Genomic DNA, 26,810 nt, shown 5'->3' with positions numbered 1-26,810 from the left:
CAGATAGAACATGGGTCAAGGGTCGGCGCCTGACAAGTCGTTTCTGTCGTAAGCCGGCGCATCATTCGGCGCCGGCTTCTGCTTGATGGATCAGACCAGCAGGCCCATCGGATTTTCAAGGAGGTTCTTGAAGGCGACCAGCAGTTCGGCACCCAGCGCGCCGTCGACGGCGCGGTGGTCGGTCGACAGCGTCACCGACATCACGGTGGCGATCTTGATCTCGCCGTTCTTGACCACCGCCCGCTCCTCGCCGGCGCCGACCGCCAGGATGGTCGCATGCGGCGGGTTGATGACCGCGGCAAAATCCTTGATGCCGAACATGCCGAGGTTGGACACCGCCGTGGTGCCGCCCTGATACTCTTCCGGCTTCAGCTTGCGGCTGCGCGCGCGGCTGGCCAGGTCCTTCATCTCGTTGGAGATGGTGGACAGCGTCTTTTCGTCGGCCTTGCGGATAATCGGCGTGATCAGGCCACCGGGGATCGACACGGCAACGCCGACATCGGCATGCTTGTGCTTGACCATGGCGCTTTCGGTCCATGAGGCATTGGCATCCGGCACCGCCTTCAGTGCCATGGCCATCGCCTTGATCACCATGTCGTTGACCGACAGCTTGTAGGCCGGCGCCTCGCCCTTGTCGGTCTTCTTCACCGGGGCAGCCGCATTGATCTGCGTGCGCAGCGCCAGCAGCGCATCGAGTTCGCAGTCGAGCGTCAGGTAGAAATGCGGGATGGTGGTCTTGGCCTCGACCAGGCGCCGCGCAATGGTCTTGCGCATATTGTCATGCGGGACGAGTTCGTAGGAGCCCTGTTCGAACAGACGCAGCACGTCACCCTCCCCCTTGAGGGGAGGGTGGCCGGCCACAGGCCGGTCGGGTGGGGTCGCTTCGACCGGTGTCGGCGCCAGGGCGGTGCTGAATTGGGCGGCGCCTCCTGAGGCGACCCCCTCCGTCCGCTTCGCGGACACCTCCCCCTCGAGGAGGGAGGAAAGTGCGGCGTCGATATCGGCTTTTACAACACGGCCGTATGGGCCTGTGCCGGATACGGTTGAGAGGTTCAGGCCAGCCTCGCGGGCCAGGCGTCGGGCAAGCGGTGTCGCACGTGCGCCCGACGGCGATTGGCCAATCTCCCCCCTTGAGGGGGAGATGCCCGGCAGGGCAGAGGGGGGGGTGACAGAATGCGACGTTGGCGGGGCAGCGCCCCCCTCTGTCGGCTTCGCCGACATCTCCCCCTCAAGGGGGGAGATCGGCGCCACGTCCCGCTTGGCCCCATACACCTCATCGTCGGCATAGATCCATGCAACAGCTGCACCGACCGCAATATCGACACCTTCCTTGCCGGTGACGTCGCGCAACACGCCGCTGGCCGGCGCGTCGATCTCCATCGCCGCCTTGTCGGTTTCGATCTCGAACAGCACATCGCCCTTCTTGACGTGCGCGCCTTCCTCGGCGAACCAACGCGAGATCTGTCCGGTCGCCATGTCCATGTCGACCTTGGGAAGAATGACTTCGGTCGGCATTTCTCAGCGAACCCCTTTCACGAGGTCGCGCGCAGCGGTGATGATGTCGGGAATTTGCGGCACCGTCGCCTTCTCGAGCTCCGGATTATAGGGGATCGGCGTTTCGGCGCCGCCCAGCCGCACGATCGGCGCATCGAGATAATCGAACGCTTCGCTCTCGGCGATCATGGCGCTGACCTCGGCGCCGATGCCCAGCGTCTTGACCGCTTCATAGACGCATAGCAGCCGCGACGTCTTCTTGACACTGTCGATGACGGTCTGCTTGTCCATCGGCCGGATGGTGCGGAGATCGACGACTTCGACGTCGATGCCTTCGCTCTCCAGCGCGGCAGCCGCGTCGAGCGCCTTCTGCACCATGATCGAGGTGGCGACGATGGTCAGGTCCCGGCCCTCGCGGCGGATATCTGCCTTGCCGATCGGCACGGTGTAATAGCCTTCGGGCACCGGTCCCTTCATCTTGTAGAGCAGCTTGTGCTCGAAGATCATGACCGGATCGGGATCGGCGACCGCCGCCAAGAGCATACCCTTGGCATCATGGGGGGTCGCCGGCTGGATGACTTTCAGACCCGGCACATGGCCGAGCCAGGCCTCGAGGCTCTGGCTGTGCTGAGCCGCCGCACCGGTGCCGGAACCGGCGGGAAAACGCATCACCACGGGAACCGAAACCTCGCCGCCCAGCATGAAGCGCATCTTGGCCGCCTGGTTGACGATCTGCTCCATGGCAAGCGTGGCGAAATCGGAAAACTGGAACTCGAAGATCGGCCGCATGCCGGTGAGGGCAGCCCCCACCGCGACGCCCGCGCCGCCCAGTTCCGAAATCGGCGTGTCGATGACGCGGTCAGCGCCGTAACGTTCGACCAGGTCGCCGGTGACCTGGAAGGCGCCGCCATAGACACCGATATCCTCGCCCATCAGGAAAACGCGTTCGTCCATGTCCATGGCGATCGCCATGGCTTCCTGGATCGCCTGGGCGTAGCTCAGTTCACGCACCATCGCGTCCATCACGCCTGCTCCGTATACACGTAATTTCCGGTCTCGCTGATATCGGGCGATGGGCTCGCCTTGGCGAACTCGATGCCCTCGGCGATCTCTTGCGCCACGGAATCGCGAATGGCCTCGATGCCCTTGTCGTCGATGAAGCCGAATTCCCTGAGCTCGCTTTCGAACAGGGTGATCGGATCGCGGTTCGACATCCAGTCCTCGATCTCTTCCTTGGTGCGATAGCGGTTGCGGTCGCTCTTGGAATGGCCGCGATGGCGGTAGGTCTTGGACTCGATCAGCGTCGGCCCCTCACCGGCGCGGGCTCGGGCGATAGCCTGATGAGACGCCTCGGCGACCTCGGAGAAGATGTTGCCGTTGACGATGACGCCCGGCATCGAATAGGCGGCGGCGCGCTCGGCGATGTTCTTGACCGCGGTCGAGCGGGCTGTCGATGTGGACATGCCGTAGCCATTGTTCTCGCAGACGAAAATGACGGGCAGCTTCCAGACCGCCGCCATGTTGAGCGCCTCGTGGAAAGCGCCTTCATTGTTGGCGCCATCGCCGAAGAACGAGACCACGACCTTGCCGGTCTTCATCATCTTGGAGGACAATGCCGCCCCGACGGCGATCGGGATGCCGCCGCCGACGATGCCATTGGCGCCGAGATTGCCCTTGCCGACATCGGCGATGTGCATCGAGCCGCCACGGCCCTTGCAATAGCCTGTGGTCTTGCCGAAGAACTCGGCGAACATGCGCTTGACCTCGGCACCCTTGGCAATGCAGTGGCCATGACCGCGATGCGTCGAGGTGATCTGGTCATCCTCGGCAAGCGGCATGCAGATGCCCATGGCGCTGGCTTCCTGGCCGATCGACAAATGCATGGTGCCGTGGATGAGACCGCGCGTGTAGCACTCCTCCGCGCCCTCTTCGAAGCGGCGGATCAGGTACATCTTGTGGAGCACCTCCCTGAGCTGCTCGGCGCTGTACTGGCGGTAGACGAAGGGCAGATTGGCGCGACTGTCAGTGACGGCTTTGCTGGCTGTGGCCATGATCACGCTCCCACGGACCCATAGACGAGCCTGTCCTGGCGGGCGCGCAGTTCGGCGATCTTGGAGCCCGCCGCGGGCGCTGCATTCGCGTAGGTTATGAGCTCGCCCTTCTTGATCGGCGCGGTGACCGAGCCGCCCTGCAGCAGGCCGCAGGGAATGGCCTTGGCGGCGCGCGCCTCAGGCGTCGTCATGATCCAGGCACGATAGCAATATTCACCGATCGCATCCAGCTTCTCGCCGGGCTGCATGTCCTTCTTGGCCACGGCGGCGACTTCGGCCACCGGTTTGGCCAGCGGCACCATGTCGGCCTTGCCGTAGAGCACGACGCGCGCGCAGGTCAGCGGCACTTCAAGCGAGGTCAGGTGATAGGGACGATGGAAAGTGAAATACGGGCCTTTGCCCATCTTCAAATCTTCCATACGCTCGGAGATGCGCGGATGCGACATATCGGCAACGACGAAGACGCCGGGCGCGACACCCTTGCCGATCGAATAGTCGACGACGCCGACCCTCGACAGCACGCCGCCATCCTTCTGCGGCACCAGCACCTTGGACAGTTCGCCAAGCGTCGCCGCCGGGCCATGCATGCCGGCCTTGTCTGGAACCAGGCCAGTGGCATTGGCGATCGCCGCCATCTCGACCATGGTCTTGGAGCCGTCGACGAATTCGACCAGCATCCGCACATTCATGTGCCGGCGCTTGGCTTCCTCCTCATAGTCTGGGGGAATGGCGTCGATGTTGAGCGGGTTGTTCTTGCCCTTGCCGGCGGCAACGATCGGATGCCCCATGGCCGAAACGAACTCGATCAGCTCCATGCAGGAGGACGGCTCATCGCCGGCGCCCAGCGAATAGGTGACGCCGAGCCGGTCGGCCTCGCTCTTCAGATAGGCGCCGATGGTGACGTCGGCCTCGACATTCATCATCACCAGATGCTTGCCATGTTCCATGGCGCGCAGCCCGATCTCGGCGCCGACGGCGGGAACCCCGGTGGCGTCGATGACGACGTCGATCAGATCATTGTTGATGACAAGGCTGGCATCGTTGGTGACCGCCACCTTGCCGGCTTCCATCGCCGCCGTCATCGCCGACGCGTTCGACACTTCGCGCGCATGCCCGGTTTCCTGGAAGGCGATATCGACGGCCTTGCTGGCGGCAGGCAGGTTCAGTTCGGAAATGGCGCCGATCTCGATGCCCGACATATGGGCGACGCGAGTGACGATGTCGGTTCCCATCTCGCCCGAGCCGATCAGGCCGATGCGGATAGGCTTGCCCGACTTGGCGCGTTCCTCGAGATCGCGGGCAAGGCCCGTCAACGAAACATTGGAAGCCATACCGCTCGTTCCTCCCATAATGCAGGCTTGTTCGATTGCCTGACGGGTATTGAACATCTGTATTTCTGTCAAGACTAATGTCCAAAATCGATGCCCTTTTGGCACGCCTTCGCGGTGACCCCAGGCAATGGCAGCTGCACAGCGGAGTGCATATCGACAGGCAGGCGCGGCGGCGAGTTTCCTGACGCACGGAACAAGGAGACCGGTCCATCGCCGTAACGATCGCCATCACGGCGGCCATCTCCAGTGTGGGGAGCCCTACGGAGTTCGAGCACGCGCCGCCTCCACGCCTGACTTGTGAGAACGCAGGCTTCGGCCTAATAAAGCCGAAGCTCATTCAGAGCCTGGGGGAATTGTATGAGCTGGAACCCGAGGAGGGTCCTTATCGATCTGCTGAACCAGAACCGGCCTGTCAGAGCAATCAAGGCATTGCGAAATGCCTTGATTGAACGCAACTTCCGCGGACGCGGTGTTGCGGAAGGCCTGAAATTCGCCGACGAAGTGCGGCGAACCGGTGATCGGCGATTTTGTTTTGTCATTGCCTTCAACACCCCTTGGGTCATCGACGCGATGGCCCGCTCCTGGGAGCTGTATTCGTCCGGAATGACGCTGGTCGTTGTCGACAACTCTCCAAAGCAATCGGCTCGCACCCGTATCGAGGAAATCTGTCGAGCGCGAGGCGTCGCCTATTTCAGCTTGCCCCGAAACTGGGAGCGTCATCCCAACCGGTCGCACGGAACGTCCATGAACTGGATCTTCCACAATATCATCCGGCCGATGCAGCCGGAGCTGTTCGGCTTTCTGGATCACGACTGCTTTCCGATCACCCCCGTGGACATCCCCGCGACGATGGAAGGAAAATCCGTCTATGGCTCAAAGCGCTGGTCAACTTCGGACCACCAAGCGTGGTTCTTGTGGGCAGGGTTCTGCTTCTTTCGCTTTAGCGCCTTGGAGAACGTGAAGATGGACTTTAACCCCCACTTCGTCCACGGGATGGACACCGGCGGAGGCAACTGGTCTGGGCTCTATCGCCTGCTCGGCGAAAACGATGTCGTGGATGTGCCAGCCACTACGGCTCATCTGAACCTCGGCGAGGCCGACTCCGGTCATCAGATGTTGGGCGGCGCCTTTTTGCATATCGGCGGCGCTGGCTACCGGAAGTTGGTCAACGCCCAGCGATACCGGCAGCTGGTCTCCAACTATTTGTGGGACACCTATCTGCAGGGCGATGAGAACCACCTCGTCAGGGAAATTTGACCAAGCTCAGGCTGTAGCCTTTACTTCGCCAGCCTTTGCTGCGCCGTCCAGCCGCCGTCCACTGACAAGGTTGTCTGCAAGGCTGAATCCCAAATACCGGAGCGCGTCAGCACCGCACCTTGACGGATCATGAAATAAAAATACCGGAATATAAAACTGTAAAATTTATCTTTCATGGCGTGTTCTCGCGTGCTAGCGTCACGTCATGATCTGGAAATGAAGCGCGTTTCCCGGGTGGCATTTTCCGGTCTGTTCCAAATAGGTCTGCCAAGGGACGTTGCGGTCGATGAAGACGAAAACGCCTAGCGAGAAGGCTGTGTCCGGTGAGACCGAGGTGGCCAGTGCGCTGGAAGCCAGGTTGCGTGAGGGCTGGCTGGATTTCGCCCGGACCGAGCAGGCAATCGCGCGATACCTGCTCGCCAACATCCATGACATTCCCTTTGAAACGGGCGCCACCATTGCCGTCGGCGCCGGTGTAAGCGAGGCAAGCGTCACCCGTTTCGTACGGCGTCTCGGCTACACCGATCTCAAGGAAATGAAGCGTGGCCTGCGCTCCGCACCGAAAACCGTCGGCCCGGGCCTGGACAGTGCCGAGTTGCGTTTCCGCATTGGCGGCGAAAAGCAGGAGCGGTTGGCTCGCAGCCTGGAGATGGAGCAGCAGGCCTTGACCGCGGCCTATGGCCTTGCCCAGGGCGAGATGTGGTCCGAAATCGTTCATCTGCTGAGCACCTGCGATCGCGTGAACTGCGTCAGCTTCCAGGCAGTGAAGGGATTGGGGCTCGATTTCGCGACGCGTCTGCGCTGGGTGCGCAGCGGTGTCCGCTTTGCCGAAGGTTTGGGCGGCACGTTCTCGGAAATCCTCACCGATAGCGGCGAAAATTCTTGCGTCCTGCTGATCGACACGGCGGAATACGCCGCGATGAGCTTTCGGCTTTGCGCCCAGATCAAGCGCCGAAAGATCCCTCTGATCATCGTCACCGACAAATACAGTCATTGGGCATCTGAATACACAAAACTGGCGCTCGAAGTATCGACACGCGTCGACCTGTACTGGGATTCGATGGCCGCGATAAGTTCGGTTCTGAACCTCCTCACGCATTCCGTTGCCGAGAAACTCGGAAAATCGGCCGAGACGCGGATGAATGAGCTGGAGGATATCGCCGGGATCCTGCGGACCTTCCACAAACCGCCACGGCGCGTCGCACGGCATATCAAAGAGGAAGAAGGCGAAGAATGACGATGCATCACCCGTTGCTGAAACCGTGGACAGTCAGGGCAAGCGCATGAAGTTGACGGAATACGCCGCCTATGACGGCGTTGGTCTGGCCGAGCTCCTGCGCAAGCAGGAAGTTACGCCGCGCGAACTGGGAAACTGCATCATTTCAGGGATCGCCGCGGTCAACCCGCAGCTCAATGCCGTGATCGAAACCTATGCCGATGCGATCGAAGCCCTCGGCGACGTTCCCGGACCCGCACCTTTCCACGGCATGCCGACATTGACCAAGGATTTCCCCATCGAAGCCGGCCGGCCGGGAGAGTTCGGCAGCGTTTTCGCCAAGGGTTTCATCTGCGGTGAGGATCACGCCTTCTGGGTGAAGATGCGATCCGGCGGCCTTGCCAATATAGGGCGTACCACCACGTCGGAATTCGGCATAGCGGCGGCAACCGAATCCTCCCTCTATGGTGCGACACGCAACCCCTGGGATACCAGCAGGGGTGTTTCGGGATCGAGCGGCGGCGCGGCCGCGGCCGTTGCCGCCGGCATCGTTCCCTTCGCCCAAGGCGCCGACGGTGGCGGCTCCATTCGCACCCCCGCCGCCTTTTGCGGTGTCGTCGGCCTGAAGCCGTCTCGTGGCCGGATCAGCGGCGCGCCGGAATCGAATGCGCCAATGCTGGGCCTCGCCATTTCATTCATGCTGACACGCTCGATCCGCGACACGGCGGCCTTGCTTGATCTGGGGTCTGGTGCGCTTCCCGGCGACAGCTATGAGATCGTTCCTCCAACCACCAGCTATGCCCAGGCGATCAAGACGCCACCCAAGGCTTTGCGCATTGCCCTGTGCACGACGTCCTGGTCCGGCTATCCGCTCGACGCCGAGGTGAAGACGGCGGTTCTCGAAGTGGGCAAGAGGCTGGAGCAACTGGGCCACAAGGTCGTCGAAGCCGGGCCCGTGTTCGATTATGAGCGCTATCTGGCGGCACAGAAAGTGATCTGGGCAGCCTCCACGGCGCAGTCACTCGACGAGTTGGCGGGCTTGCTGCGACGGCCGGTCGAGGAGGCCTGCCTGCAGCAGACGACACTTGCCGTCTACCGCCATGGCCGAACGCTGGACGCGGCAAGCTTGATCGCGGCCCTCGCTGTTTATGACCGGATCACGCGGACGGTTGGCGAATTCCTGGCCGTCCATGACGTGCTGGTGACGCCGACTTGCGCGATCTCGCCGGAGTTGCTCGGCACGCACAACCCGGATCGTCCTGGCCGCGACATCGACACGGTGTTCGCCGATCTGGCGCCGAAGGAGACGTTCAGCGCGCTCTTCAACGGCACCGGATCGCCGGCGATATCCCTGCCGCTCGGCTGGACGCAAAACGGCCTGCCGATCGGAGTGCAGTTTGTCGCCGCGTTCGGACGCGACGATCTGCTGCTGCGGTTGGGTGCGGTGCTTGAAGCCGACTACGCCTGGCACCAGCGCAAACCACCTACCCACATCACCAAGACTGCTTGAACCAACAACGACTGCTTGAACCAACAAGCATGGAACCGCCCCGGGAACATCATCAACGAAAATGGGAGATTGTCATGGACCGCAGAGTATTCCTCAAAAGTGCGGCGTTTGCCGGCTTCAGCATCGCGACATTGCCGGCCACATTGCTTCGAGCCAATGCTGACGGCAGCAAGATACTGCGTATGGCCTATGGGGCCGAGGTTCTCACCCTGGACCCGATCAAGACCACCTACGGAGCCGATATCCTTATCCAGGGCATGATGTATGCACGCCTGCTGCATGCCAATGCCGATCGCACCGAAGTCGGCCCGGGCCTTGCCGAGAGCTGGGACATCGCCGATGACGGCAAGACCTATACCTTCCACCTGCGCGAGGCCAAATTTTCCGATGGGTCGCCGATCACGGCCGAGGACGTGGCATTTAGCTGGAACCGCATGCGCTTCCAGAAGGATTCCGCCTATGCGGCGCCGTTCCAGCCCCTGACCAAGATCGAGGCAAAAGACGCCAGGACAGTGGTGATGACACTCGATCGCAAATTCACGCCCTTCCTGACGCTGACCGAAATCTGGAATACCGGCATTGTGCCGAAGGCAGCGGTCGAGAAAATGGGCGACGACGCTTTCGCCAAGGCGCCGGTCACATCAGGGCCGTTCAAATTTGTCGAATTGAAGCCGGGAGACCGCGTGGTCCTTGGCCGCAACGAGCACTATTACCGCGAAGGCGAGCCCAAGATCGACGGCGTCGAATTCCGCTATGTCCCGGACGACAACACCAGGGTCTCGATGTTGCAGGCGGGCGAGCTCGATGTCTGCCTAGGAGTTCCGGCCCCGCGTATGGCCGAGTTGAAGGCCGCCGGCTTCCGGGCCGACCCTGAACCTTCGAGCACCACCTATGACATGCTGATCAACCATTCGGCAGAACCCTTCAACGACCTCAAATTCCGGCAGGCTGTCAGTTACGGCATCGACCGCACGGCAATCAATGCCGCGGTGACGCTGGGTCTCGGCACGCCGGCCAGTTCCATCATGAGCCCGACACTCGATTTCTTCGACAAATCGCTGCCAGTCATTGCCCGAGACGTCGAAAAGGCCAAGGCCCTGTTGGCTGAATCCGGCAAGACCGGAGCCAGTTTCGAACTCATTCAGAATGCCGGAAGTGCCGACGAGGAAAAGGCGGCGGTGCTGATCCAGGCGCAGTTGGCGGAAGTCGGCATCACCGTCAACATTGCCAAGATCGATTCAACCCAGGCATGGACCCGCCTCGCCGATGGCGAGTACCAGGCGGAAATGAACTGGTGGTACAACGAGACGCGAGATCCCGACAACGCATTGCGCTGGTGCGTCTGGGGCGCGGGCGACAACAAGTCCTACTACACCCGCTACAACAACGAAACGGTCGACAAACTGATCGATGAAGCCTCGGGCGAGGCGGACAATGCCAAACGGGCCGAGCTCTATGCCCAGATCCAGAAGACCGTGGTGGACGAGGTGGCGCAGGTGGCGCTCTATCACCCGACGTGGCTCAACGCCTATGCTCCGAGCGTGAGAGGGTTGGTCCTGAACGTCGGCCTGCAATTCTCGTCCATCGGCGGGACCAGCCTGGATTGATCGGCACAGGATGCGAGACGGGGACGAGACACTTCTTCCCCGTCTCGCATCGATTTGACACCAGGATCCCGACCATGAATCGATTCTCCTTCGTGCTCAGGCGGCCGATACAGTTGATCCCCGTGCTGCTGGGTATCAGTGTGATCACCTTCCTGCTGCTGCAAATGACACCCGGCGATCCGGTTCGCCTCATGCTTGGCCCCAAGGCCAGTCAGGAGGCGATCGAATTCGTGCGGGCGCGATACGGTCTCGATCAGCCCATTCCCGTGCAGTATTTCTACTACGTGCTGAATTGCCTGCGCGGCGATTTCGGTCAGTCGATCGCCTTCCGGGGTCCCGTCAGCGGCGTCATCGCGGCACGGATCGCGCCGACGGTTTTCTTGATCCTCTATGGCCTCGTGATCTCGCTGCTGTTGACATTCGCGCTCGCGGTCACCGCTGCCCGGCAGCGCGGACGGTGGATCGATCACCTCATCCGTCTCGTCTGCGTCGCGGGCGTCGGCGTGCCGTCCTACTTTGTCGGCCTGCTGCTGATCATGGGCTTCTGCCTGCGGCTGAAGATCTTCCCGGTATCCGGTTACGGCCCGACCTTTATCAACAATCTGTGGCATCTGTTCCTGCCCGCCCTGACGATCGGCATCGGGGTGACGCCGATCCTCGCGCGCAATCTGCGCGCGACCTTCATTCAGCAGCTGGACAAGGATTACGCGATCGCCTGCCGCTCCAGGGGTCTGCCGGAAAGCTACATCTTTTCCCGGCATGTGTTCTGGAATTCGCTGTTGCCGACAGTCAATCTGCTGGGCGTGGTGGTCGCCTTCCTGATCGGCGGAACGGTCGTTGTCGAAAATGTCTTCAACATTCCAGGGCTCGGCAACCTGCTCATCCGCGGCGTTCTCACGCACGACCAGTTCGTCGTCCAGGCAGTGGCCCTGCTGCTTGCCGTAGGTGTCGTCATTTCGAATTTTGCCGTCGATGTCTTGACCGCCATTCTCGACCCACGGGTGGAATTATGAGCGATGTGATGCGAGGCAGCGGCCCCTTGGCCATGGCGCGGATCCGGACGATGCCGGCAACCTTGGCCATTGGCGGCGCCATCACCTTGGCCTGGATCGTCGTGGCCATTCTGGCGCCGGTGCTGACCAGTTTCGACCCGATCAAGGTCGATGTGATGCAGGCGCTGAAACCACCTGGCGCCGAGCATTGGTTTGGCACGGACGCTATCGGCCGCGATGTGCTGGCGCGCACACTGTTTGCCGCACGCTACGATCTCGCCATGGCGTTCTTCGGCGTGGTCGGTCCGATCGTCCTGGGGACGACCATCGGCCTCATCGCCGGCTATCTGGGTGGCCGGATCGATGCGGTGCTGATGCGCATCCTCGAGGTCACCGTATCATTTCCTTATTTCGTCCTCGTGATCGCCATCGTGGCCGTGCTGGGACCCGGCCTCAAGAGCTACTTCATCTCGCTCACCTTGGTGAACTGGGTCAGCTATGCGCGACTTGTGCGGAGCCAGGCGCTGGTGCTGCGCGGCGTCGATTTCGTGCTGGCGGCACGTGGCATGGGTTTTGGGCATTTGCGCATCATGCTGTTCCATATCCTGCCGAATGCCATCGTCCCATCGATCGTCTTCGTCATGACCGATGCCGTGCTGGCCATCGTGCTCGGATCATCATTGGGTTTCCTCGGCCTCGGCGTACAACCGCCGACGCCGGAATGGGGCGCCATGATCGCCGACGGGCAGACCTATCTGACGACCGCATGGTGGATTGCGATCTTTCCAGGCATCGCCATCTGCCTTCTGGCGCTGGGCCTCTCGTTGACCGCTGATGGTCTCGCCCGCCTCCTGAACACGGAATCCTGAGATGAGCGACCTCGTCAGCGTCGAGAACCTCACCATCGACTTCGCCACCAATTTTGGCGACGTCCACGCCCTGCGCGGCGTCAGCTTTTCATTGAAGGCGGGAGAGGTCCTTGGGATCGTCGGTGAATCCGGATCGGGCAAGACGGTGGCCTGCAGAGCCATCCTCAAGCTGATTGCCGGCAACGCACTGGTGAAGTCGGGTCGGATCATGTTCGAGGGCAGCGATGTCCTCGCCATGAAGGATGCCGAGCTGGGCCAGCTGCGTGGCGGGCAAGCGGCGATGATCTTCCAGAACCCGTCGACGCATCTTGATCCGATCATGACGGTCGGGCGTCAGGTGGGCGAAGCGATGGTGGTCCATCAGGGCATATCCTGGCGGCAGGCCAATGCGCGGGCGGTCGGACTGCTCGAAGACATGCACATCAAGGACGCGCCAAGGCGCGCGGGCGCCTATCCTCACGAGCTATCCGGTGGCATGCGTCAGCGGGTGATGATTGCGGCGGCCCTTGCCTGCGAACCGAAACTGCTGATTGCCGACGAACCCACGACGGCACTTGATGTGACGGTGCAAGCTCAGATACTCGACCTGCTCCGCGGCATCCGGCGTGAACGCAAGCTGTCGGTCATTCTGGTCTCTCACGACCTTGGCGTGATCGCGGAAATGTGCGACCGCGTCGTCGTCATGAAGGACGGCGCGGTGCTGGAAATCGGCTCGGTCGATCAGATCCTTCGTGACCCCGCCCATGAATACACGAAGCGCCTGATCGCTTCCCAACCCTCGCTGATGAAGCCGACCACGCATGCCTGCCCCGTGGCGACGGAACCGCATCTCCTGGTGAAGAACCTGTGCGTGAACTTCTACCCAGGGCAGAGCCTTGCAGCCTGGGCGACGCGCAAGCCGCCGCAGATCGTGCGCGCCGTCGACAATGTTTCGCTGGCATTGCGGCGCGGTGGGGCACTGGGGATCGTCGGCGAGTCCGGTTCCGGCAAGAGCACCATAGCCCGGGCCATTGCAGGCCTGGTGCAGCCGGAACAAGGAGAGATCGAGGTGGACGGCCAATCGCTCGATCGCGCGCTAAGGCAGCGCCGACCGGAGCAGGTTCGCAAACTGCAGATGGTGTTCCAGGACCCGTTCATGTCCCTCAACCCGGCGTTTACGGTTGCGCGAACTCTGGCCGAACCGCTGCGGCAACAGAACATCTGCCCGGAAAGAGACATCCCGGAGCGGATCCGCGAGCTGATGGAAAAAGTGGAATTGCCACGCCAGTTGCTGGACCGACGCACCACGCAGCTTTCCGGCGGCCAGCGGCAGCGCGTCGGCATCGCCAGAGCCCTGGCGCTGGAACCTGAGATATTGATCGCCGATGAAGTCACCTCCGCTCTGGACGTCACCATCCAGGCCCAGGTGCTCGGCCTCTTTGCGCGGCTGCGCCGCGAATTGTCGCTGACGCTGATCCTGATTTCCCACGATCTGGGCGTGGTGCGTTATCTCTGCGAGCACGTTGCGGTCACGCAGCACGGCAAGCTGGTTGAGTATGGCAATACGGAAGATGTCCTGGATCGTCCGCAGCAGGCCTATACGCGAGAGTTGATCGCCGCTATCCCGAAACTCTCGCGTCGAACGAGCAGCGGAATCCAACCAGGAGACACCCCGCTACTGGCCGCCGGAAGCAAATGCTGAGCCTTCGGGGCCGGGCTACTGTGCCGTCCAGCCGCCGTCCATCGGCAAGTCGTGCCGGTGATCTGCCTGGCTGCGTCCGAACACAGGAACAGCGTCAACGCAGCAAGCTCATCGACGGTGACGAATTCCTTGGTCGGCTGGGCAGCGAGCAGCACATCGTGCTTGACCTGTTCCTCGGTCATGCCGCGCGCCTTCATGGTGTCGGGAATCTGCCTTTCGACCAGCGGGGTCCAGACATAGGGTGGGCGGCGCCTATTTGGCGATCTCGAGCAGGGACGATACCAGAAGCTCTCGCTCGTCTTTCGACAGGACATCCGAATCGAAGAGGTTCATGCTGCGCAATCCCTCGATGGCGAGATAGCAGATCAACAGCGATTTGAGATCCGGCGTCTCACCTTTCAGCCGCTCGAAAAGCTGCCTCTTGAAGGTCTTTATCGGCATCATGAAATCGGGATCCTCGGCGATGGCCGAGAAAATCCAGGACGCCGACGGCTGCTTTTCCTCGCAATCATTGGCTGACAGCCTGATGTAGACAGCCAGGGGATTTTCGTCCTTGTCATTTGTGCGGGCGGCTTCCAGTGCGTGCTCGAACTCACGCAGATAGCCTTCGACCAAACCTTGCATCAATTTGGCCTTGGTCGGGAAATTGTAGAGGAGCCCTCCCTTCGACACGCCGGCACGGCTGGCTACGGCATCCAGCGACAGGCTGCCTGGTCCGGATTCCCGGGCAACATCAGCCGCCGCGGCGAGAATCTTCTCGCGCGAATTCGGTCTTTGGGCTCTCATGGGGCCTCCCATCGCAAGCTTAGGCCCAATTGACAAGACCGTCCAGACGGTACAGGAAGACCGCCATTATTTGAAATCGGGACCCGCAGTCGATATGTGTCCCGATATCCGCGCTTCGCGCCGGATTTCGACTGAGGGGACTTCCTTGTTCAAGCGCATACTCCGTATCTTTATCATTGTTCTGGTTCTGGCTCTGCTCGTCGTTGTGGTCGGCGGCATCGTCGGCTTCAACTTCCTGCGCGACAACGGCATCAAGCAGTACTTCGCATCGATGAAGCCGCCGGCGGCAACCGTTTCGACGACCATCGCCAAGCCTTCGGCCTGGACGCCAGGCGTCGAGGCGATCGGTACGGTCAGGGCTGTGCGTGGTGTCGACCTGACGGTCGAGACCACCGGGATCGTCAAGGACATCCTTTTCCATGCCAACCAGAAGGTGGCCGACAATGCGGTTCTGCTGCAGCTCGATGACGCCGTCGAGCGCGCCGATCTCGACGCACAGAAAGCGCAGGCCGCGCTCGACCAGACCTCGCTGGCCCGCGCCATTGAACTGACCAGGCGTGGCGTCGGCTCCGACTCGACGCTGGACACGGCGCGTGCGGCGGCCTCGGCCTCGGCATCTCAGGTCACCAAGCTGCAGGCCGTACTCGAACAGAAGCAGCTGACGGCGCCTTTCGGCGGCACGGTGGGCATTCCGAAAATCGATATCGGCCAGTATCTGGCGCCCGGCACCGCCGTGGTGACATTGCAGGACCTCGACACGATGCGGGTCGATTTCTCGGTTCCCGAACAGCAACTCGCCTTGCTGAAGATCGGCCAGACGATTCGATTGGGCTTCGGCGGTGAGGAAAGGCCGTTTGCCGGCACCATTCGCGGCATCGACCCGAAGATCGACTCGTCCAGCCGGCTGGTGAACATCCGGGCGGAAGTCGCCAATCCCGATGGCAAGCTGACCCCCGGCCAGTTCGTGCAGGTGCGTGTCGAGCTGCCCGAAGAGCAGAACGTGCTGACCCTGCCGCAGACGGCGCTGACGACAAGCCTCTATGGCGACTACATCTTCGTGGTGCAGCCGGCCAAGCCTGCCGAGGCGGCCCCAGCCAAGCCGGAGGAAAAACCCGCCGCGCCGTCAGCCGACAAATCGGCGGAAGCCAAGCCTGCGGACACCAAGCCGGCCGATGCCATGAAGCCGGCGGCTGATGCAGCCAAGCCTGCCGCCGATGCGGCAAAACCAACCGACAAGGCTGCCGATCCGGCCAAGCCGGCGGCGGAAGGTGACAAGCCCGCGCTCGTGCTGTCGCAGGTGTTCGTCAAGCCCGGCCGCCGCAATCAAGGCATGGTCGAGATCGTCGAGGGGCTGAAGGCCGGCGACGAGGTCGTCACCGCCGGCCAGAACCGCCTCTTCAACGGCATGTCCGTCGTTGTGGACAACACCATCGACCCGACCAAATCGGCGAACAAGCAGGCCGAACAGCAATGAGCTTTTCAGATCTCTTCATTCGCCGGCCTGTTCTTTCGACGGTCCTTGCCTGCATGATCCTGCTCCTGGGTTTCCAGGGCATCTTCAACCTGTCGATCCGGCAGTATCCGAAGGTGGACGAAACCGCGATCACCATCACGACGGCCTATCCAGGCGCCAGCGCCGATCTGATCCAGGGCTTCATTTCCGCCCCGATCGCCCGCGCCGTCGCCTCGACCGAAAACATCGACTACGTCACCTCGTCCAGCCGCCCGTCCTCCAGCACCGTGACCGTGCAGATGAAGCTCGGCTCGAACCCCGACGTCGCGCTGACCGAAGTCCTGTCCAAGGTCCAGGGCGTGCGCGGCACCTTGCCGGACGCATCGAAGGACCCTGTCATCGTCAAGGGCACCGGCCAGCAGTTCGCGATGATGTACATCTCGATGCAGAACCCGAACATGACGAAGGAGCAGCTGACCGAGTATATCGAGCGCGTCATCAGGCCGCGCATGTCGACGGTCGAAGGCGTCGCCGACGTGCAGATCTTCGGCGCCCAGGAATACTCGATGCGCGTCTGGATCGATCCGGTCAAGCTTGCCGCGCGCGGCGTGACGGCCTCCGAACTGCTGACGGCGATCAACAATTCCAACTTCCTGTCGGCGCCCGGCAACACCCAGAACGAGTATGTCGTTTCCTCGATCACCGTGCGCTCGACATTGCAGACGCCGGAGGCATTCGCCGAGCTGCCGCTGCGCTCGACTGACGGCAATGTGGTGCGGTTGCGCGACGTGGCTCGCGTCGAACTCGCGGCCGAGAACACCGACACCCGGGTCTCGTTCAACGGCAAACCCGGCACCTTCCTCGCCATCTTCCCGACGCCGGCAGCCAATCCGCTGACCACGGCGGCGGCGCTCACCAAGCTGGTGCCGCAGATTCAGGAGACGCTGCCGAAAGGCATGACGATCGAGGTCGTCTACGACGCGACCGGGCAGATCAGCGCTTCGATCGAAGAGGTGTTCAAGACCATCGCCGAGGCGGTTGCCATCGTCATCGTCGTCATCCTTCTGTTCCTTGGCTCCTTCCGGTCGGTGATGATGCCGATCATCACCATCCCGTTGTCGCTGATCGGCGTCTGTTTCCTTTTGTTTGCGGTGGGCTATTCGATCAACCTGCTGTCGCTGCTGGCCATGGTGCTGGCGATCGGCCTGGTCGTCGACGACGCCATCGTGGTGGTGGAGAACATCCATCGCCATATGGAAGAAGACCACATGTCGCCGATGCAGGCCGCGTTCAGCGGTATGCGCGAAATATCGTCGGCCATCATTGCCATGACCATGACACTGGCCGCCGTGTTCGCGCCGCTGGCCTTCACCGGCGGCCTGACCGGCGCATTGTTCCGTGAATTCGCAGTCACGCTCGCCGGCTCAGTGGTGCTGTCGGGCGTCATCGCCATCACCATCACCCCGATGATGTCGGCACGCCTCCTGAAGTCCGGCACGCCGGGCCGTTTCCAGCGCATTGTCGACGGCGCCTTCGCGCGCGTCGAGCATGTTTATGAACGCGCCGTCACCGGGTCGCTCAATTATCGCCCATTGACGCTGATCATCGTGCTTGCGCTTGTCGGCGTCACCGGCTTCATGTTCACCAAGACCTCGAGCGAACTGGCGCCGGAAGAGGACCAGGGCTTTCTGCTCTCGATTGTGACAGGGCCGCGTTATGCGACCTCCGATTACACCGAGACATACGTCAACCAGATCCTCGGCCTGGTGAAGGATATTCCCGAAACACGGGCGCAGTTCTCGGCCGTCGCCTTCGGCGGCACGACAAACAGCGCCTTCGTCGGCTATGCCTTCAAGGATTGGGCGGAACGCAAGCGCAATTCGAAGGAACTGCAGGCCGACATCACGGCCCGTATCGCCAAAGTGGCCGGCGTCGAGGCCTTCGTCTTCGCGCCGCCGACGCTGCCCGGCTCTGGTGGCGGCCTGCCCATTTCCATGGTGGTGCGATCGACCGGCGCTTCCTCGGAAGTGTACGAGGTGGCCGAGCAGATCAAGAACAAGGCGCAAGCCTCCGGCCGCTTCATCGTCGTGCAGAATTCGATGGCTTATGACGCACCAGAGGTGACGGTGACCATCGACCGTGATCGCGCCGCGGCGTTGAACCTGCCGATCGCCGATATCGGCCGCACGCTGACCTTGCTGGTCGGCGGCGCCGAAGTGGCGCAGTTCGACCGTGACTCCAACAGCTACGACATCATCCCGCAGGTGCCGCAGGAGTTTCGCGACAACCCCGATAAGCTCGGCGAATACTTCGTGCGCAGCGTGACGGGCGAGATGGTGCCGCTCTCGGCGGTGGTCAAGATTTCGAACAATGCGGCGCCGGCGGCAATCGAGCAGTTCAACCAACTGAATTCGTCGACGATTTCGGCGCTCCCGCTGCCCGGCGTCACCACCGGCGACGGGCTGAAGGCGCTGGAGGACATCGCCAAGGAGAGCCTGCCCGACACCTTCTTCCTCGACTATTCCGGTCAATCGCGGCAGGAAAAGGAACAGGGCAACACCATCCTGATCGCTTTCGCGGCGGCCGTTGTCGTCATCTATCTGGTGCTGGCGGCGCAGTTTGAAAGCTTTCGCGACCCCCTGATCATCATGATGGCGGTGCCGCTGTCGATCTTCGGCGCGATCGTGCCGCTCAATCTGGGCCTCGGCACGCTCAACATCTACACGCAGGTCGGCCTGATCACACTGATCGGTCTGATCACCAAGCACGGCATCCTGCTGGTCGAGTTCGCCAACCAGCAGCGTGAAAAGCATGGCATGCGACGGCGCGACGCCATCATCGCCTCGGCCAAGGTGCGCCTGCGGCCGATCCTGATGACGACGGCGGCGATGGCGCTCGGCGTGGTGCCGCTGATCACGTCCAGCGGCGCTGGTGCCGCGGCCCGCTATTCGATGGGCCTGGTCATCTTCACCGGCATCCTGGTCGGAACCCTGTTCACGCTCTTCGTCGTGCCCATGTTCTACACCTTCATCGCCAGCAAGGACCTGCCTCATTTGGCGGAGAAGCCGGATCCCAAGCTGATGCCGGCACTGCCGAGCTAGGGTGGGGCTTCCTGCCCGGAAATGCGCAGGACAAATGCAAAAGAAAAGAGGCCGGAAACTTTCCGGCCTCTTTTCTTTTTGGCTGGGCTCGATACCGCCGGTTTGAGCTGTACGCAATACCTCGGTTCGAGCTGTGCTCGATACCGCAGCGTTTTCCGGCGGGAGCCTTGAACGGCGCGGCAGCATGCTGACACGCCGTCGGTCACAGCCTGCTACTTGACGATGACGATGCTGGTGTTGGTCGCCCCGAAGGTTTCGACGAGCTGGTAGAAATCGGCGGCGTTGTCGGGGTGCAGCCGCACGCAGCCATGCGAAGCCGGCTGGCCGAGGCGCTTGATCGCATAGGTCGCGTGCACCGCATAGCCGCCGCTGAAGAAGACTGAGTGCGGCATCGGGGCGTTGTCGTATTTCTTCGAATACCACATTTCATGCATGCGGGTCGGCTTGAACGAGCCGGTCGGCGTCACATGGGCCCGGTCGCCGGTGGAGACTTTCCAGGCGAAGGTCGGCCGGCCGTCGACGGAGACTTCCATGATCTGCTGCGAAAGCGAAACGCGTGCCACGATCTTGTTGGCGGCGTGCGCCGCACCCGAGCCGGCGCCGAGCAGCAGTGCTGCACCAGTCAAGGCAGCGGCGGTGATGTTGATAAGCTTGGCGGAAATGGCGGTATGCATGATGAAGTCCCCTCTCTCTGCCGGTTGGCCGGCTCCAGTTCGATGGCCGTTTATCCCAACGTCATGTTTCGAGAAGATTTCGCAAAATGCTCGCTTCTGTTTCGAATCTGTTTCCACTGGTTAACAAATCTCCCTCTTATAGATGGGGGTGGAACACGCTCGGCAGGCCCCGCCAGCAAAGACCACCGGCGGGAACATGAGTATCCGCCTCCAAACGAAAGTGCGAATTGGCATCATTTGAAAGAACAGTCGTCGACATCGAAACCAACCTGCAACAAAGCGCGGCTCCAAGCGGCATGATCCGGATACGGGGTGCGAGCAAAGTTGACGCAACGAAAACAGTCGGAAACGAACATGGGAACGAAATCGAACGCGCTGTCCTGGCTTCTCAGGATCAGCATCGCGGCAACGGTCATCGGCGGCGTTGGCACGGTTGCCGGCACCCCGCTGACAAGCCTCGGCGCGATGACATCAGGCGAGATTTCGACGCTGCATGCCGCACTATTTTTCGCCACGGTCTGGATTGTTTCCAGCCTGCGCATCGCCCGGCTAAAGGCCCTCTGGCGGGTCGGCCTTAGGCTGACGGGTTTGCGCGGCGCCTCCGGCAACTTGCTGCCGAGAGGACCGAAGGCCCGCGCCGCGACGGGGGGCTCCGTGGGCGGCGCGGGCACTTCGGGGGTATCCTGAAGAGACCCGCAACAGGTTCATTTTCGAAGAATTGGCATTTGGGGAACTGCGACGATGAAAACGAAATTCGCTGCTTCGGTGCTGTCCGCACTGCTTTACGCCCAGGGCCTGCTCGGCTTTGCCGGTCTTGCTACCGTGCTCCTCAGGGACCGCGCCCATGCAAGCGAACTCACCATGGGCAGTGACATGCCGGTGGGGCCATCGCTTCTGCTGGTACGCTGAGCGTCAAGAGCATCGGGCCCAGAGATGGAAAATCCGATGCCTGACAAAAGGGATTGCGCCAGTACCCGGCGGTCAGTCGGCGAATTGCCGCGGCGGATCGAACCGGTAGCCGGCGCCACGTATTGTGGTGATGGTGTCGGTGTCGAGTTTGCGGCGCAGCCGCACGATGCGCGAATCGATCGACCGATCGAAGGCGTCGGCGTTTTCGGCCGGTGCCGCGGCGATGATGTCGTCACGCGTCAGCACCTTGCGCGGACTGGCCAGGAACAACCTGAGCAGCGCCACCTGGCCGGGCGAAAGCTGTTCCTCGGAGCCGGAGCGATGCATGACCATGGCCGATCTCAGATCGACGGTCGCGTTCTCCAGCACGATCAGTTCCTGGGTGCCCCTGCCGCGACGCGAAAGAAGGCCGCCGACACGGGCGGCCAGTTCACGGACATTGAGCGGACTCTCGACGACGTCGGCCGCACCAAGCTCCAGCGCCAGCACCTTGTCGACAAGATCGGCCGGCCGGCAGATCAGGATGAAATCCGGCCCGCCCTCGCCGCCTCCTGCTTGGCCGCCATAACGTCTGAGCAGATCCCGCCCCTCCGCCTGGCTGAGGCTGTCGCCGACGACGACGACGTCGATGCCCTTTCCCGACAGCAGCGATTCGGCCTCCCAGGGCTGGCGCGCCTGATGCACGTCGTGGCCGCGCCGCTCGAGATGGTCGGCGAGTTCGGTCGCGACCACTTCGGCTACCGAAACAAGTGCAATAACGGATCGTGCGGCCATCTTTTCCAACCGTTCCCTGGCAACCCGGATATGAGTGCTGGACATGATGTTTATACCCAATCTACTTTCCACTGAAAGTGGGAGCGAAAGCATCGTGCGGGCAAGAATTGTCATCGTCGAGGATGAGCCCGACCTCAGGGACGCGGTCGCCGAATATCTTGGCGCATCCGGCTATGACGTGGCCACCGCTGAAAGTGCTGCCGCAGCGCGCAGCCTCATTGAAACGCAATCGTTTCACCTCGCCATTCTCGACATCGCCATGCCCGGCGAGGACGGCCTCTCGCTCGGCCGCTGGCTGCGTTCGAAACTGCCGATCGGCATCATCTATGCCACCGCGGCCGGCACCGCGCTCGACCGTATCGTCGGGCTGGAACTCGGTGCCGACGACTACATCGTCAAGCCCTACGAATTGCGCGAAGTGCTGGCCAGGGTCCGCAGCGTGTTGCGCCGCGTTCCCCAGCCGAAGGAGCTCCAGGACAAGAAGGCCGGGACGGATCGCCGTTCCGTTGCCTTCGGGCCCTTTCAGGCCGATCTCGACGGCAGGCTGGTCACCGGTGCCAATGGCGCGGTGATCGACATGGCCAAGAGTGAGTTCGACGTGCTGGAGATTTTCCTCACCCGCGCCAACCGGCTGCTGACACGCGCCGCTATCTCCGAGGCGATCGGTTTCACCGAAGATCCGGAATCGTCGCGCGCCGTCGACATCCGCATCATGCGGCTGCGCAAAAAGATCGAGGCCGATCCCGCCAATCCGAAATTCCTGCGCACGGTGCGCGGCGAGGGCTATATCTTCTCGCTGCCGACCGGCGACGGCAACTGAGCACCGGGCCAGAAGGATTCGGTTGCTCGCCAGCCGGAATTGGCACGACTCCGAATTGGCGCGACTCCGGAATGACAGCACAAGATGATCGCTGAAGCAGCAAGCACCGATATGCAAGGGTTCAGGCAGGGCGCGGCCATGGCGGCCGTGCGCGTCGTTCGCCGGCTGCGCGAGGCCGGCGACTGGCAGCGCGAGATGGACGGCATACTGGAAACGCTCTGCCGGGCCATGGATTGCCAGCGCGGCATCCTGTTTCGCTTGCGCGAACTGCCAGGCCAGGGCTTCGCCCAATCCGTCGCCGCCTATTGGATCGACCCTCTTTTCGGCGGCGAACTGGCATCGCCGACCGTCATCATGCAATCGATCGTCAATTCGGACCCCCTGCTGGAGCGGCTTGCCGAGGACGAGAGGCAAGGCAAGATCTTCGCCGGCCATACGCGCGACCTCGAAGGCTTCCTGAGGACCGATTTCGAGAAGCAGAACATCAAGTCGTTCCTCTCGGTCTCGGTCTTCGCGCATGGCCATCTCTGGGGCACGCTGGCGGTCAATGACTGCGTCAGCGAGCGTGCATGGACCGACGAGGAAGAGGCGACGCTGCACATCATCGCCCTGGCTATCGGCGACGCCATCGAGCGCTCGCCCTCCGACGCCCATGCCAGCGAGGTCATTCGCCGCACTATGCTGCAGGCCTCGCTCGATGCCATCGTCGTCATCGACGAGACCGGCTCGATCATCGAATTCAATCCGGCCGCCGAGAAGATGTTCGGCTTCCAGCGCAGCGACATTCTCGGCAAGGATCTGCTCGATACGATCGTGCCGATCTATTACCGCAAGGGCTATGCTTCGGGGGCCGAATACATGTCCGGCCGCGGCGCGCCGATGGTCGGCCAAAGGCTCGAGACGGTGACCCAGAATGCCGCCGGCGAAGTGTTCCCGATCGAGCTGACGGCGACCGAGATGCGGGTCGCCGACCGCCGCCTGATCTTCGGCTCCATCCGCGACCTGCGCGACAAATTGCGTGCGGAGGAGGAAATCGGCCGGCAGCGCGAGAAGCTGCACCAGAACGAGAAGATGGCGGCGATGGGTTCGTTGCTGGCCGGCGTATCGCACGAGCTCAACAATCCCCTGGCCGTGGTTGTGGCGCAATCGACGCTGCTGCACGAATTCGCTTCCGATCCGCAGACCAAGGTGCGCGCCGAGAAGGTGCGTGCCGCGGCCGAGCGCTGCGGCCGCATCGTCAAGAGCTTCCTGTCGATGGTCCGCCTCCATCCCGCGGCACAGGCCGAGACCGACCTCAACCAGGTGATCCGGTCGGCACTCGAAGTGACCGCTTATGGCGCGCGCTCAAGCGGCATCGTCATCGACACCGATTTCGCCGCCGGCCCGCTGCTGGCCATGGCCGACGCCGACCATGTGACGCAGGTAGCGGCCAACTTCCTCATCAACAGCCAGCACGCCTTGGCTGGCATTGCCGGTGACCGGCTGATCAAGGTGCGGACGTTCCGCAGCGACCGCGGTCATCCCTGCTTCTCGGTCGAGGACAATGGGCCCGGCGTGCCGGAAGCAATCCGCGGCCGCATCTTCGAATCCTATTTCACCACCAAGCCGGTCGGCGTCGGCACCGGCATCGGCCTGTCGATCTCGAAATCGATCATCGAGCGGCACAATGGCAATGTCTGGTTCGAGGAAGTGCTCCCGAGAGGTGCGCGTTTCGTCGTCCAGCTGCCGGCCATCGTGGCCGGCCTCGCCACCGCCGGCGACAACCAGCCGCGATCGAGCGGCCTGCGCCATGCCTTGATCATCGACGACGAGCCGGATGTCGCCGGCTCGCTCTCCGACATACTCGAACTGATGGGCATCAAGTCGCGGATCGTTCCTGTCTGGGAATCGGCCGCCGCCACTTTGAGCGGCCACATGCCGCCGGACATCGTCTTTTCGGACCTGCGCATGCCCGGCGTCAGCGGCATATCGATTTATCGCGAGTTGCTCGCCGAAAAGCCTGACCTGGCGCGGCGTTTCGTGCTGGTCACAGGCGACCTGATCGGTGCGAAAGCCGAAATCGAGGCCCTGCCGGCACAGCAGCGGCCGCAGATCCTGGAAAAGCCGTTCAGCACGCTTGATGTGCGCAGTGTGCTGTCTGCCATTGCCGAACAGGCGGCCTTTAAAGGATAAAAAAGAGGCCCCCGGGGGCGGGGGCCGAAGAAGAGCGCGCTGGAGGGAGCGCTCGGGGAGTCCAGAACATGATCCCAAAACGGGAACGGTTTCGGATCGTGCTACGACAAAATCAGAAAATATTCGGCGTGTCGGCCAACGGTGCGGCAGTGGCGATCATGCGGATGGCGCGGCTCTTGTGTGTTCCGGACTGTTCGGCGATTGCGCGCAGGCAATCGATACTCTCGGCACCCCAGGTCTGGCCCTTGCAGGCGAAGTCGGTCACCGGTACCGGCAGACGCGCGGTCCTGGTCGTCGTCTGCGCGCCGTCGATGAGATTGGACGGCGGATTCAACGAAGCGAAGGCCGGCCCGATTGTCGGCGTGAACGCCATGCCGACGAAGGCGCAAGCAGCCAGCACCATGAACATCGCCATGGGGTGGTCGCTGGCCCGCTGGCGCAGCGCCAGTTTCGGACGGCGGTCATTGCGCTCTGGAGCCTGAAGGCGGCTCTCGCCGCGGATCGTCTGGATTTTCGCATGCATTGCCTTCCCCTTCGCTGAGTTTCTTTTGGCGGTGAAATGAACTTATCCGCACTTTGTAACGACGATGGGGTGGCGAAGGACTGGCACTGTAACCAATTCGAAACAGCATTCGGGCGAAGTCGGGCAAAATCGGGCATAGCTTCGACGGCGCTCGGGCTCGAGGCGCAACCTGACCCGATCTTGCCAAACAGTTTTTCGAAAAGACCAGGCTCAGACCGGAGCTTGAAGCTCGGCAATGATCTTGTGCGCGGCGATACGCCCGGCAATGATGGCGCCCTCGACATACCCCGGAAACGACGGCGAGAGTTCTGAACAGGCGAGATACACCGGCGGTGCGCCGGCAAGGATCGTTCGCTCGGCATCTCTTGCTGTCACGTCGACAACAAGATCGCTGTACGCGCCGCCGCTCCAGCGATCTCCTACCCAGTCACGCAAACTGAAATCGATGACATCACCGGCATCCGGACCAAGGGCTGCCTCCAACCGGCCGGTCACCTCCGCACGCAGTTCCACCTCGCCGAGGTCACGCCAGCGCAGCGCGAGCGACCCGCCGACGAACACGACGAGCGCGGCATGCTCCGCATCCTTGCCGGCGTCGCAGGCAAACAGTCCCGGCGGATCGAGCCACATCACCATGCCGTTCAAATCCCGCCCGCGCCAAAACGGTTTGGCATAGCGCACCAGGATCTTGATAGCCGCGCCGCTTTTCCAGGCGCCGAGCGCCCGCCCCAGTCCAGCTGGCAAGGCGGGGGCAAAGGCGAGCTCCGTCACCGTCGCCGGGGGGACGGCAACCAGAACCGTGCGCGCCTCGATGGCACCCCCGGCCGAAACGACAAGAACACCTTGCGAACTATGCTCGATGCGCGTGACCGGCTCGCTGAGCCGCAACCGATCGCCAAGGTCGCGGGCCAGATCGTCGGCCAGTGAATGCATGGTTTCGCGCACGAAATATTGCAGCTCCGGCACCTCGTTGGTGACGCGTCGGTCATTGTCGATCAGATACCAGAGAGGAATCTGATCCAGCGCCATGCACCAGAGACCTTCGATCATCGAACGGAAGACGGCCCTGGCGTCGGCCGAATCGCGCTGGCGGGCAAGCCAGTCGGCAACGGTCAGTCCGGCAATCGAGACGTCGTCCGGATCGACCCCGTTCATGCGCTCGCGGATTGCCATTGCCGCGTCATAGATTCGCTCTGCTCGTTGTACGGACATCGTCGGCTGGGTGATGAAATCGCCATCGACATAGGTTTCAACCAGCGTCTTGCCACGCGCCTCGATCAGCGCCATCAATTCCGGCATGTCCTCGCACAGGAACTGGCCGCCACTATCGATCCGTTCGCCAAGTCCGTTCAGGCGGGACTCGACGCGTCCGCCGACGCGGTCGCGTGCTTCGAGCAGAATGAAATCGATGCCGGCCTTTTTCATCTCGAGCGCCGCCGACAGGCCAGTGAAACCCGCACCGACGATGACGACATCGGTTCGCTCGAATTCGCCGCCCTCATCCGTGAAGGTCTTCAGCATTGCCGGCTATCCACCCAATCGCATCCGGCTTCCACCGACGAAGTATGTCCTTGTCGACATATGCCGGCG

23 protein-coding genes and 1 pseudogene are annotated in these 26,810 nt (G+C 62.3%); 13 read left to right on the top strand and 11 right to left on the bottom strand.

Annotation, left to right across the window (positions count from 1 at the left end):
* Positions 1 to 90: 90 nt before the first annotated feature.
* The 4 genes from NKJ67_RS17120 to NKJ67_RS17105 are packed head-to-tail and all read right to left on the bottom strand — an operon-like array spanning position 91 to position 4,876.
* Positions 91 to 1,515: a pyruvate dehydrogenase complex dihydrolipoamide acetyltransferase gene (locus tag NKJ67_RS17120; RefSeq protein ID WP_352582016.1), complete on the bottom strand. Its 1,425-nt coding sequence runs from the start codon at positions 1,513 to 1,515 to the stop codon at positions 91 to 93.
* 3 nt (positions 1,516 to 1,518) lie between these two features.
* Entirely contained in the window at positions 1,519 to 2,517 is a 999-nt protein-coding gene (locus tag NKJ67_RS17115) for an alpha-ketoacid dehydrogenase subunit beta (RefSeq protein WP_352582015.1), read from the bottom strand.
* Positions 2,517 to 3,545 carry a thiamine pyrophosphate-dependent dehydrogenase E1 component subunit alpha gene (locus NKJ67_RS17110; protein ID WP_352582014.1) on the bottom strand — a complete coding sequence of 343 codons (1,029 nt, stop codon included), beginning with the start codon at positions 3,543 to 3,545 and terminating at the stop codon, positions 2,517 to 2,519. Before NKJ67_RS17110 ends, NKJ67_RS17115 begins: the two co-directional genes overlap by 1 nt.
* Before the next feature lie 2 nt (positions 3,546 to 3,547).
* A complete protein-coding gene (locus tag NKJ67_RS17105) occupies positions 3,548 to 4,876 on the bottom strand; it encodes an NAD(P)H-dependent oxidoreductase (protein WP_352582013.1) in 1,329 nt (442 codons plus the stop codon).
* A 357-nt stretch (positions 4,877 to 5,233) separates the two neighbouring features.
* Between NKJ67_RS17105 and NKJ67_RS17100 the strand changes: the two genes are divergently transcribed.
* Entirely contained in the window at positions 5,234 to 6,133 is a 900-nt protein-coding gene (locus NKJ67_RS17100) for a hypothetical protein (RefSeq protein WP_352582012.1), read from the top strand.
* A 20-nt stretch (positions 6,134 to 6,153) separates the two neighbouring features.
* Here the strand turns inward: NKJ67_RS17100 and NKJ67_RS17095 are convergent, their stop codons facing one another.
* Positions 6,154 to 6,309 carry a hypothetical protein gene (locus NKJ67_RS17095; RefSeq protein WP_352582011.1) on the bottom strand — a complete coding sequence of 52 codons (156 nt, stop codon included), beginning with the start codon at positions 6,307 to 6,309 and terminating at the stop codon, positions 6,154 to 6,156.
* Positions 6,310 to 6,419: 110 nt separating this feature from the next.
* Between NKJ67_RS17095 and NKJ67_RS17090 the strand changes: the two genes are divergently transcribed.
* From NKJ67_RS17090 to NKJ67_RS17065, 6 genes are all read left to right on the top strand, one after another.
* Positions 6,420 to 7,370 (top strand): MurR/RpiR family transcriptional regulator, encoded by a 951-nt coding sequence (locus tag NKJ67_RS17090; RefSeq protein ID WP_352582010.1) that lies wholly within the window; start codon positions 6,420 to 6,422, stop codon positions 7,368 to 7,370.
* A gap of 46 nt (positions 7,371 to 7,416) precedes the next feature.
* The gene (locus tag NKJ67_RS17085; protein ID WP_352582009.1) at positions 7,417 to 8,859 is read left to right on the top strand and encodes an amidase; all 1,443 of its coding nucleotides are present in this window, start codon (positions 7,417 to 7,419) and stop codon (positions 8,857 to 8,859) included.
* Positions 8,860 to 8,933: 74 nt separating this feature from the next.
* Positions 8,934 to 10,466: an ABC transporter substrate-binding protein gene (locus NKJ67_RS17080; protein ID WP_352582008.1), complete on the top strand. Its 1,533-nt coding sequence runs from the start codon at positions 8,934 to 8,936 to the stop codon at positions 10,464 to 10,466.
* A gap of 74 nt (positions 10,467 to 10,540) precedes the next feature.
* On the top strand, positions 10,541 to 11,479 hold the full coding sequence (locus tag NKJ67_RS17075) for an ABC transporter permease (protein WP_023811025.1): 939 nt from the start codon (positions 10,541 to 10,543) through the stop codon (positions 11,477 to 11,479).
* Positions 11,480 to 11,529: 50 nt separating this feature from the next.
* Positions 11,530 to 12,327 carry an ABC transporter permease gene (locus tag NKJ67_RS17070; RefSeq protein WP_352582007.1) on the top strand — a complete coding sequence of 266 codons (798 nt, stop codon included), beginning with the start codon at positions 11,530 to 11,532 and terminating at the stop codon, positions 12,325 to 12,327.
* Position 12,328: 1 nt separating this feature from the next.
* On the top strand, positions 12,329 to 14,008 hold the full coding sequence (locus NKJ67_RS17065) for a dipeptide ABC transporter ATP-binding protein (RefSeq protein WP_352582006.1): 1,680 nt from the start codon (positions 12,329 to 12,331) through the stop codon (positions 14,006 to 14,008).
* A 15-nt stretch (positions 14,009 to 14,023) separates the two neighbouring features.
* Here NKJ67_RS17065 and NKJ67_RS17060 read toward each other — a convergent pair.
* Positions 14,024 to 14,253: pseudogene (locus NKJ67_RS17060) on the bottom strand (SDR family oxidoreductase); the annotation flags it as partial.
* Positions 14,254 to 14,260: 7 nt separating this feature from the next.
* Entirely contained in the window at positions 14,261 to 14,794 is a 534-nt protein-coding gene (locus tag NKJ67_RS17055) for a TetR/AcrR family transcriptional regulator (protein ID WP_023811021.1), read from the bottom strand.
* Positions 14,795 to 14,939: 145 nt separating this feature from the next.
* On the opposite strand from NKJ67_RS17055, the gene NKJ67_RS17050 reads away from it, so the two are divergent.
* Both NKJ67_RS17050 and NKJ67_RS17045 read left to right on the top strand, forming a co-directional pair.
* The gene (locus NKJ67_RS17050; RefSeq protein ID WP_352582005.1) at positions 14,940 to 16,268 is read left to right on the top strand and encodes an efflux RND transporter periplasmic adaptor subunit; all 1,329 of its coding nucleotides are present in this window, start codon (positions 14,940 to 14,942) and stop codon (positions 16,266 to 16,268) included.
* Entirely contained in the window at positions 16,265 to 19,348 is a 3,084-nt protein-coding gene (locus NKJ67_RS17045) for an efflux RND transporter permease subunit (protein ID WP_127272041.1), read from the top strand. The genes NKJ67_RS17050 and NKJ67_RS17045 overlap by 4 nt, the downstream gene beginning before the upstream one ends.
* Before the next feature lie 212 nt (positions 19,349 to 19,560).
* Here the strand turns inward: NKJ67_RS17045 and NKJ67_RS17040 are convergent, their stop codons facing one another.
* On the bottom strand, positions 19,561 to 20,022 hold the full coding sequence (locus NKJ67_RS17040; protein ID WP_023811018.1) for a L,D-transpeptidase: 462 nt from the start codon (positions 20,020 to 20,022) through the stop codon (positions 19,561 to 19,563).
* A 354-nt stretch (positions 20,023 to 20,376) separates the two neighbouring features.
* Between NKJ67_RS17040 and NKJ67_RS17035 the strand changes: the two genes are divergently transcribed.
* Positions 20,377 to 20,709: a hypothetical protein gene (locus tag NKJ67_RS17035; protein WP_127330363.1), complete on the top strand. Its 333-nt coding sequence runs from the start codon at positions 20,377 to 20,379 to the stop codon at positions 20,707 to 20,709.
* 54 nt (positions 20,710 to 20,763) lie between these two features.
* Positions 20,764 to 20,931, top strand: coding sequence for a hypothetical protein (locus NKJ67_RS17030; protein ID WP_081738724.1), 168 nt, complete (start codon positions 20,764 to 20,766; stop codon positions 20,929 to 20,931).
* A 72-nt stretch (positions 20,932 to 21,003) separates the two neighbouring features.
* Here the strand turns inward: NKJ67_RS17030 and NKJ67_RS17025 are convergent, their stop codons facing one another.
* Positions 21,004 to 21,705: a response regulator transcription factor gene (locus tag NKJ67_RS17025; RefSeq protein ID WP_127295240.1), complete on the bottom strand. Its 702-nt coding sequence runs from the start codon at positions 21,703 to 21,705 to the stop codon at positions 21,004 to 21,006.
* A 46-nt stretch (positions 21,706 to 21,751) separates the two neighbouring features.
* On the opposite strand from NKJ67_RS17025, the gene NKJ67_RS17020 reads away from it, so the two are divergent.
* Together NKJ67_RS17020 and NKJ67_RS17015 are read left to right on the top strand one after the other, a co-directional pair.
* Complete coding sequence (locus NKJ67_RS17020) at positions 21,752 to 22,525, top strand: response regulator (protein ID WP_352582070.1); 774 nt, start codon at positions 21,752 to 21,754, stop codon at positions 22,523 to 22,525.
* A gap of 84 nt (positions 22,526 to 22,609) precedes the next feature.
* Positions 22,610 to 24,697 carry an ATP-binding protein gene (locus tag NKJ67_RS17015; protein ID WP_164873775.1) on the top strand — a complete coding sequence of 696 codons (2,088 nt, stop codon included), beginning with the start codon at positions 22,610 to 22,612 and terminating at the stop codon, positions 24,695 to 24,697.
* 112 nt (positions 24,698 to 24,809) lie between these two features.
* Here the strand turns inward: NKJ67_RS17015 and NKJ67_RS17010 are convergent, their stop codons facing one another.
* Both NKJ67_RS17010 and NKJ67_RS17005 read right to left on the bottom strand, forming a co-directional pair.
* Positions 24,810 to 25,220: a hypothetical protein gene (locus NKJ67_RS17010; protein WP_127271289.1), complete on the bottom strand. Its 411-nt coding sequence runs from the start codon at positions 25,218 to 25,220 to the stop codon at positions 24,810 to 24,812.
* Between the two features lie 210 nt (positions 25,221 to 25,430).
* Complete coding sequence (locus NKJ67_RS17005; RefSeq protein ID WP_352582004.1) at positions 25,431 to 26,741, bottom strand: flavin monoamine oxidase family protein; 1,311 nt, start codon at positions 26,739 to 26,741, stop codon at positions 25,431 to 25,433.
* Positions 26,742 to 26,810 lie beyond the last annotated feature (69 nt).

Origin of the sequence: Mesorhizobium sp. M0088, assembly GCF_040322895.1 — a bacterium.
Classification (GTDB): Bacteria; Pseudomonadota; Alphaproteobacteria; order Rhizobiales; family Rhizobiaceae; genus Mesorhizobium.
Note: the sequence above shows the minus strand (reverse complement) of the source record. Positions and strands in the feature narration are given on the sequence as shown.

Coding starts and splice junctions, on each gene's coding strand:
- NKJ67_RS17020 (WP_352582070.1), top strand. CDS start 21,752: ATGTTTATACCCAATCTACTTTCCACTGAAAGTGGGAGCGAAAGCATC.
- NKJ67_RS17090 (WP_352582010.1), top strand. CDS start 6,420: ATGAAGACGAAAACGCCTAGCGAGAAGGCTGTGTCCGGTGAGACCGAG.
- NKJ67_RS17055 (WP_023811021.1), bottom strand. CDS start 14,794: ATGAGAGCCCAAAGACCGAATTCGCGCGAGAAGATTCTCGCCGCGGCG.
- NKJ67_RS17035 (WP_127330363.1), top strand. CDS start 20,377: ATGGGAACGAAATCGAACGCGCTGTCCTGGCTTCTCAGGATCAGCATC.
- NKJ67_RS17110 (WP_352582014.1), bottom strand. CDS start 3,545: ATGGCCACAGCCAGCAAAGCCGTCACTGACAGTCGCGCCAATCTGCCC.
- NKJ67_RS17075 (WP_023811025.1), top strand. CDS start 10,541: ATGAATCGATTCTCCTTCGTGCTCAGGCGGCCGATACAGTTGATCCCC.
- NKJ67_RS17105 (WP_352582013.1), bottom strand. CDS start 4,876: ATGGCTTCCAATGTTTCGTTGACGGGCCTTGCCCGCGATCTCGAGGAA.
- NKJ67_RS17045 (WP_127272041.1), top strand. CDS start 16,265: ATGAGCTTTTCAGATCTCTTCATTCGCCGGCCTGTTCTTTCGACGGTC.
- NKJ67_RS17085 (WP_352582009.1), top strand. CDS start 7,417: ATGAAGTTGACGGAATACGCCGCCTATGACGGCGTTGGTCTGGCCGAG.
- NKJ67_RS17120 (WP_352582016.1), bottom strand. CDS start 1,515: ATGCCGACCGAAGTCATTCTTCCCAAGGTCGACATGGACATGGCGACC.
- NKJ67_RS17095 (WP_352582011.1), bottom strand. CDS start 6,309: ATGAAAGATAAATTTTACAGTTTTATATTCCGGTATTTTTATTTCATG.
- NKJ67_RS17015 (WP_164873775.1), top strand. CDS start 22,610: ATGATCGCTGAAGCAGCAAGCACCGATATGCAAGGGTTCAGGCAGGGC.
- NKJ67_RS17010 (WP_127271289.1), bottom strand. CDS start 25,220: ATGCATGCGAAAATCCAGACGATCCGCGGCGAGAGCCGCCTTCAGGCT.
- NKJ67_RS17025 (WP_127295240.1), bottom strand. CDS start 21,705: ATGGCCGCACGATCCGTTATTGCACTTGTTTCGGTAGCCGAAGTGGTC.
- NKJ67_RS17005 (WP_352582004.1), bottom strand. CDS start 26,741: ATGCTGAAGACCTTCACGGATGAGGGCGGCGAATTCGAGCGAACCGAT.
- NKJ67_RS17030 (WP_081738724.1), top strand. CDS start 20,764: ATGAAAACGAAATTCGCTGCTTCGGTGCTGTCCGCACTGCTTTACGCC.
- NKJ67_RS17115 (WP_352582015.1), bottom strand. CDS start 2,517: ATGGACGCGATGGTGCGTGAACTGAGCTACGCCCAGGCGATCCAGGAA.
- NKJ67_RS17080 (WP_352582008.1), top strand. CDS start 8,934: ATGGACCGCAGAGTATTCCTCAAAAGTGCGGCGTTTGCCGGCTTCAGC.
- NKJ67_RS17040 (WP_023811018.1), bottom strand. CDS start 20,022: ATGCATACCGCCATTTCCGCCAAGCTTATCAACATCACCGCCGCTGCC.
- NKJ67_RS17100 (WP_352582012.1), top strand. CDS start 5,234: ATGAGCTGGAACCCGAGGAGGGTCCTTATCGATCTGCTGAACCAGAAC.
- NKJ67_RS17070 (WP_352582007.1), top strand. CDS start 11,530: ATGCCGGCAACCTTGGCCATTGGCGGCGCCATCACCTTGGCCTGGATC.
- NKJ67_RS17065 (WP_352582006.1), top strand. CDS start 12,329: ATGAGCGACCTCGTCAGCGTCGAGAACCTCACCATCGACTTCGCCACC.